3 protein-coding genes, 2 rRNA genes and 1 pseudogene are annotated in these 7020 nt (G+C 59.2%); 1 reads left to right on the forward strand and 5 read right to left on the reverse strand.

All coding sequences use genetic code 11. The features are described from left to right. Positions 1-90: 90 nt before the first annotated feature. Positions 91-2829, forward strand: a complete 2739-nt coding sequence (locus CQR48_RS08885; protein WP_101452687.1) for an energy-coupling factor transporter ATPase — start codon at positions 91-93, stop codon at positions 2827-2829. Between the two features lie 317 nt (positions 2830-3146). Here the strand turns inward: CQR48_RS08885 and CQR48_RS09420 are convergent. From CQR48_RS09420 to CQR48_RS08910, 5 genes and pseudogenes are all read right to left on the reverse strand, one after another. Further along, a pseudogene (locus tag CQR48_RS09420) lies at positions 3147-3536 on the reverse strand (DUF4186 family protein); the annotation flags it as partial. 59 nt (positions 3537-3595) lie between these two features. Next, on the reverse strand, positions 3596-4054 hold the full coding sequence (locus tag CQR48_RS08895; RefSeq protein ID WP_101452688.1) for a YihY/virulence factor BrkB family protein: 459 nt from the start codon (positions 4052-4054) through the stop codon (positions 3596-3598). A gap of 340 nt (positions 4055-4394) precedes the next feature. Then, on the reverse strand, positions 4395-5222 hold the full coding sequence (locus tag CQR48_RS08900; protein ID WP_015451310.1) for a hypothetical protein: 828 nt from the start codon (positions 5220-5222) through the stop codon (positions 4395-4397). Between the two features lie 1277 nt (positions 5223-6499). Then, positions 6500-6616, reverse strand: a 5S ribosomal RNA gene (rrf, locus tag CQR48_RS08905). Positions 6617-6785: 169 nt separating this feature from the next. Beyond that, positions 6786-7020 (reverse strand): 23S ribosomal RNA (locus tag CQR48_RS08910); the annotation flags it as partial.

Genomic DNA, 7020 nt, shown 5'->3' on the forward strand with positions numbered 1-7020 from the left:
TTCCTGGAACCTTCGATTCCCGCATCATCGATAAACTCCATTGACGCACCACCCCTGTTCCCACGAAAGATACGGATACCGCACATCATCATGAATATCTCCCGGTTTTCCTCCCCTGCCCCGGATTCGGTCGCGACACCGACACCGGCTTCGGCGCAGGCGGACACGAACGTGAACGACAGGCAGGGCCTTGCCGCGAGCTTGCGCCATGTTCGCTACCGGTATTCCGGTGCACACGACTGGGCACTCGACGGGGTGGACCTCGATATCCATGCCGGTGAATACGTGTGCATCGTGGGGGCCAACGGTTCGGGAAAATCAACGCTTGCCCGGCTTCTTGCAGGGCTTTCCGCCCCGGATTCGGGTATGATCACGTTGGACGGGCATCCGGTGTTCGATGCCGCCGACGCGCATGCCGACCAGTACCGGCTCGCCCGGCATGATATCGGCGCGGTGTTCCAAAATCCTGAGGATCAGATCGTCACGACCATCACCGGCGACGATGTGGCCTTCGGACCGGAGAATCTGGGGATGAGCCGCCCGCGCATCGGCGATCAGGTCGCGCATGCACTCAAAGCGGTCGGCATGATGGAGCGTATCGAAGACGATCCGACGACGATGAGCGGCGGCCAGCAACAGCGCATCGCCATCGCCGGGATCATCGCGATGAATCCTGCGATGGTGGTGCTCGACGAGCCGACCGCGATGCTCGACCAGGATGCGCGTATCGGCGTGCTTGACATCCTTGACGCACTTCACCGGCGGGGGGCCACCATCGTGCATGTGACCCATCATGCGGACGAAGCGCATCGCGGCCAACGCGTCATCACCATGAGCGCAGGGCGGATCATCGACGATTCCACCGTTGCAACGCCATCCCTGGATGGTTATCCCAATTCATCAGAACATCCTGCCAAGGATGATTTCCGTCATCTGCTGCAAACAAGCGGCATGCCGGTCACGTGGCTACACCCTGGTTCAATCGACGGACGTACGCCGTTGCCGTCCGACACGTCGCCTGTGCAGGGGGTCATGTCCCTCGCCGCGGCGACACCCATGACTGCCGGTACCGATGCCGCCGGGATCCCTGGCACCGGTTCGCCCGATGCCGAAGAAATCCCTGCCGCATACCCCCCGGCACCCGCGATCAGCGTGGACCATGTGTCCTTCACCCCCCAAGGCGCAGTCTCCCCCAGCGTGGATCGGTTGACTTTCTCCGTACGTTCCGGCGAAACCGTGGCGCTCATGGGCACCAACGGAGCTGGGAAAACCACGCTGATCAGGCTGCTGGCCGCCTTGGATCGTCCCGACAGCGGCAATATCACCATCGACGGCATCCCTGTAGCCACAGATTACAGGTGTACTGGGAACGCAGACGAAAGGCGACCGACGCAACCGGCTGAACGATTGAAGTCCCGGTTGCTGACTTGGCTCGCCAAGCCCAGGTCGGGGGTGCGCCCGTTGTCCCGCGCCCAACGAGTCCAGTTGAGACACCGGCTTGGACTGGTCATGCAACATCCGGAACGACAGTTGTTTGCACAGACGGTGGCCGAGGATGTCGCGTACGGCCCGCGCAATCTGGGGCTTTCCGAGCAGGAAGTCGCGCAACGTGTCGATGAAGCGCTGGAATTGCTGCATATCGGCGATATCCGCGACCGTTCACCGTTCAGTCTGTCCGGCGGGCAACAGCGACTTGCGGCCATTGCGGGGGTTATCGCCTGCCATCCGGACGTGCTGCTGCTGGACGAGCCGACGGCAAGTCTCGATGAGACGGCGAGCGCACGAATCCGCGGTTTGCTCGCTGATCTGCACCGCCGCGGGGTTACGGTGCTGCTGGTCACCCACAGCATCGACGAGGCACGCGCTGTTGCCGACCGCGTGCTGGTGCTTGAGTCTCCGACAAACGCCCGACAAAAGGTACCCCCGCGATCGGCAGACGAGCAGAAACCGGCGGACACACTACAATCGGAGGCATCCGCGGCGGCATCATCAGACGGTATCCCCGCGATTCCATCTGCCAATACCGCGGATATCCAACCTTCCAAAGCCCAGCGAACCGGCACCGGACGTTCCGCAATCGGCAAGCTTGACACCAGGGTGAAAGTGGTCGCGTTCCTGGCGCTCATGTTTTCGGCGTTCGCCATCAGTTCACCATACCAACTGGCCGTCGGCGCCATCCTGACCGCCGGTATCGTTGCCGCCGCGCGAATCAGCCCACTTCAATTGCTGGCGCGCATCCACATGTTCCTGTTCCTGTTTGTGTTCGCGGGTGCGCTGAACATCTTCTTCGTCCGCACAGGCACACCACTTGCTCATATCGGTCCCGTGCCTATCACCGATGACGGTGTGCACACGGCAATCATCTACGCCTGCCGCTTCGCTCTGGTGATTATTCTCGGCGCGGTGTATGTGGAGACGACAACGCCCACGGCGATGACCGACGCGTTCGAATCCCTCTTGTCCCCGCTCAAACGTTGCGGCATCCATGTCCAGGAGATAGCGCTGGTACTGAGTCTGGCGCTGCGGTTCCTGCCGACGCTGCGGGTGGAAATCATCTCCGTCGCCCAAGCGCAAGCGGCCCGCGGCGGCAGTATCGAAAGCGGTTCCCCGGCTCAGCGGTGCCGTGCGATGTGCGCGATCATCATGCCGGTGTTCGCCGCGTCGCTAAGGCATGCCGACAATTTGAGTCTTGCCTTGGACGCGCGTTCCTATGAGGAAGGCATCCATCGGACTCATTGGCATGAGATGCGAATGCACGCCCGCGATGGCGTGTTCTGTGCGGCTTGTGCCGTCTATGTGGCGGCATTGGTTCTCGTCGCGTTGCTGTGACGTGCGCTGTCACGGTGCCCGCCGCCGCGACCAGACCGTCAAATGACCGTATTGCGTTCCTTTCGTTGCGTCTACGCCGTATTTCCCCTGCATCTCTGCTAACAGCCATTAACATATTGCAGCGATTACAGCAGCTCACCTTGGATAAAGCCCGATGCACCGTCAGCATGATGATTATCCGGATGCCGTCTGCTTCTCTCCAGATGTCCCGCAGCGTCACTACGCCGACGCGGTTGCGGTGTTGCCCCACCTTGTTCTGCGCCGGCATCCTTGGGGTTCTCGGGCGGTGCCGCCCATCCGTCACGCTCCCCCGTCACCGCTGGGTGCGCGGCAAGATCGCGGTCAATCCAGGCCATAATCAATCCCGCCAGTTGATTGATCTCCTGAGCACTCAGTTCTCTGCCCCGCGGAATATGGTGCCATTTTTCGATGCATCCGCGGCAGCAGCATGCGGTGGCGTGTTGGGCGGTGAACACAGGATGACCACGCCAAGGCGTTTGTCTCCCGTCTTTCGCAGGCTGGGCCGCGCCAACCCGTTGGGCGAGCATCTCATGCGCGTGCCGGTCAATGAGTTCACGCCCTTTGCGCCTCGCATATTCAGCGTCGTGCGGACTCAACGTGAATGATGACCGGAATGACGAACGGGACAGCCGTTCCAACGTTTCGGCAACCCAATTGGCAGCTTGCCGAGCGTCGTTTTCGTCGATGCAATCGCCGGATTCGGTCGGCTGCCTTGCACCCGCAGGCAGATTGTCACTCACTGCGATCACGCTTCGTTATGCGTCTCGTGCGTGGGCGCGGCTGTGGACCGGTCGAACGTCTCGACCTGCTCATGCAAGTCATCTGCGATGCGATACCAATGCTGGACCGTATTCTCCAGAAAGAAGTAATACCTGATATACCCGATGAGCAGTCCCAGCATTGCCAGGTAGATGATGGTGGACACAGGAATCGTGGAGGGGATGAGCACCATGAAGGCGAGCGCGACCAAGAACACGGCGATGGTAATCATCATGACTCCCAGATGGATGAGCCGCTCATGCTGTAGCCATGCGAGCTTGCGCTCATGCCAATCCAATAGTCGACGGGGATCTTCACCTTGGTCGAGGCGCGTGGCGATGCTCTTTTCATGCCGTTTCGTCCATTCACGCAGATTCAATCCGTATTTGTCCCGAGTGTCCTCCACGCGTCCCGTAGCTTGTTTTCTCGGTTGATTGCCATCCATCGGCATGCCTCCCTCGCAACGACGCATGCTTTCATCGTACTCGTCCGCGGCATGGATACGACAGTGCTGCGCGGCGACCGGCGCAATTGCGGGAACAGTGCGCAGAAACAATACATGGAAACCGGACGATATTCAGAATGTACAATCGATATGCACGATTGAAAATGCATGACCTCATAGATATGCACGGTTGAAAACTGCACTGGATTGTGGACGCACGAAATGGTGAACCGCGTGGGAATCGCGTGGCAGACGGCAACGCATCACGGAGGAGACAAGAGAAGATGCAGTCCGCTTCCAGTCTGCGTGGTGAACAGCAGACGATTCCTCACTGATGCCGTTAGTCGACCACGCACGTTCCGGCGTGCGCTGAAGCCGCCGCCTGGTCGGTTTGCGCATTCATCGCATATTCCGGGAAGCTTGCACCGGTGCTGTTCAAGGTGTCGCGGTTCGCCCCCAGATACATTACCGCGTAGGAATTCGTCATGCCCTCGTTCTCGACACGAAGCGGCGGAACGGATGTCTCGCAACGGGAATACACCAGATAATGGGCGATTTCATGGCGAAGCTCGTCAAGATACTGCGTCGAGCGAACGACGTACGGGTACGCCTCATGGCCGGTGTTGACGAAGATGGTATCGGCTTTCCCTTCGCAAAATGCCGCGAATGCGTACCGATCCGCTTCCGTTGAAGGGCAGTAGTTGCCCATGCTCTGGAAATCGTAGTCGGCGTGCAGGCCGGCGATTGACAGCATTTGTTCACCCGACTGTAGGTAGGTGCCGTCCTGCCCTGTCTGTCCTTGGAAGGACGCGATCTGCTGTTCGATACTGTCCAATTGTTGCGGCGATGGCGCGTGATGGCTTTCATCTTGGGTAAGGACGATCTCGAAATAGGAGCCGGTCGCCGTGGTATGTGTCTGGATTGAGATGTTGTACGACTTGTGGATCTTGAAATCGTATTCAAGCTGATGCAAGTCGGCGAGCTTTGCCGTGTAGTATGTCGTGGCATCGTTGCGGTTCATGGAGCGTCTCGCATCACCGTATGACGTTGCTTCCAGCATATGATCTAAGGCCTTGAGCCATGAATCAATCGCTGATTGGGCGTCCGGAAGCGCTTTGACATATTCATTGATCTGGGCTGCCGGCATGGCATGGTACTTGTCATGCATGGCTTTGATTTCATTGATGTATTGACGGTATTGGTCGCATGAATCATACCGGTAGCCGATGATTCCGGTCGAATCCGATGAATCTGAAGACGCTGAGTCAGTCGGCCGCTGTTGGTTTTGCGTAGAACCGCTGGAGGACGGCCGAGACGATGGAGAGCCTTGCGCATAGGTGATAGTCCTATCGTGGGATTGAGCTGAAGAAGGCTTGATGACACCGGCGTTGACGAGTCCGCAGAGTATCAGGCATATCACCACAATAACCGTGCAGATGTTATCAAGAACAGAACCATTAGACCAAGGCAGAGGGGAAACAGATGTCCTGTCAGATGTGGAGCGATGGGATCCGTGACGGCTACGAAACCCGCCCATGTTGCTCATATTCGGTACGAAGCCATTAGGCGAATCATCACCGTGATTATCATCATAGAAGTTCATTGATCCCCACCCGTGTCAGTGTTCATTGCAAATGCAAGCGATTGCATATGGAATACCATCATACCGCTCAAAGCCGATATTCAGCCGTTCCCACAGTAAATCAAATTTCACCGCACACCGGCTGAGGGATTCCTACAGCAGTAGTCTGCTCCACACGCTGATTCAGTGGGCATCGCATGCTGATTGGTGGGCCCGCACGCCGATATTGTAAGCACCCAACGCAAGGGCATTGCCACCTACTTCTCCCAAACTGGTTACGCTGATGGATGGTCAGGTGTGGCCGGTTTGTTTGGTGTGTGCCTGTGGCATATAGGAACCGGGGTTTTTGCTGATGATCCCCGCGGGTGTTGTGGCCGTGGGCGTGTCGTGGCATCGGATGTGTTTCCCGTGTCCTTGCCGGCCGCGGGGGGTGCAACCGGGCTTGCCGTGCGGGCCGGGGAGTTTTTTCAAATGCGTATGCCGGGACATGCGCCGTATGCCGGAAGCAGGCGCCCGGCTGGCCCGGTGTGCCGGTAACGCGTCGTTGTGTATGCGCGGGCATGCGCGGGCCGGCGGATGCCAGGCGATTGTATCGTTGCCCGGTGCCTTCCGCCTGGGTTGTGTATGCCGCCGCATACGCGAAGGAATGGATCGCCCAAGGCGATAATCTTTGGTTCCCGTATGCCGTGCCTGTCGTGTGTGTGGTGCCTCACTTGCCGGTTCATGGTCGGGGTGTGTGATGGGGTTGTCCCGGCTTGGCCCGTTTGTTCCATGTGCGGGTGTGGGTGGACGCCTGCGGTTGTGTCCGGGGTATGTGAAAAGGGAGGGGGCACGTGTGGTGTCCCCTCCCTTTCAAGGTTTTGGTGCGGCGGCGTGCTACTCTCCCACACCCTTCCGGGTGCAGTACCATCGCCGTGCCAGGTCTTAGCTTCCGGGTTCGGAATGGGTCCGGGCGTCTCCCCTGGGCCATGGCCGCCGCAAATCTTCAATTGTCATCCCACGGGCCATCACGCCCGTGGGGGCTGGTGTGGTGGGTTGGGGACCGGATAGTGGACGCGACTGAAGGATTGATCCATGTGACGTGCAGGGTGTCTCCCTGTCGTCCGGGTGATGCTCTCGTTTGTTCTTGCCACCCTGTATGGGTGATTGTGTGTGTTGCCGTTCGACTGTTAGTACCGGTCGGCTCCACCCCTCGCGGGGCTTCCACGTCCGGCCTATCAACCACGTGTTCTCCATGGNGTCTCCAGACCCCCAGGGGGGTCACGGAATCCTGATCTCGGAGCAGGCTTCCCGCTTAGATGCTTTCAGCGGTTATCCCTCCCGAACGTAGCCAACCGGCCGCGCCACTGGCGTGACGACCGGCATACCAGAGGTTCGTCCACCC

Origin of the sequence: Bifidobacterium thermophilum (genome assembly GCF_002846655.1) — a bacterium.
GTDB classification, from domain to species: Bacteria; Actinomycetota; Actinomycetes; order Actinomycetales; family Bifidobacteriaceae; genus Bifidobacterium; species Bifidobacterium thermophilum.

Excerpts from the sequence above, each read along its gene's own strand:
- CQR48_RS08885 (WP_101452687.1), top strand. The coding sequence starts at position 91 with ATGAATATCTCCCGGTTTTCCTCCCCTGCCCCGGATTCGGTCGCGACA.
- CQR48_RS08895 (WP_101452688.1), bottom strand. The coding sequence starts at position 4,054 with ATGGATGGCAATCAACCGAGAAAACAAGCTACGGGACGCGTGGAGGAC.
- CQR48_RS08900 (WP_015451310.1), bottom strand. The coding sequence starts at position 5,222 with ATGCATGACAAGTACCATGCCATGCCGGCAGCCCAGATCAATGAATAT.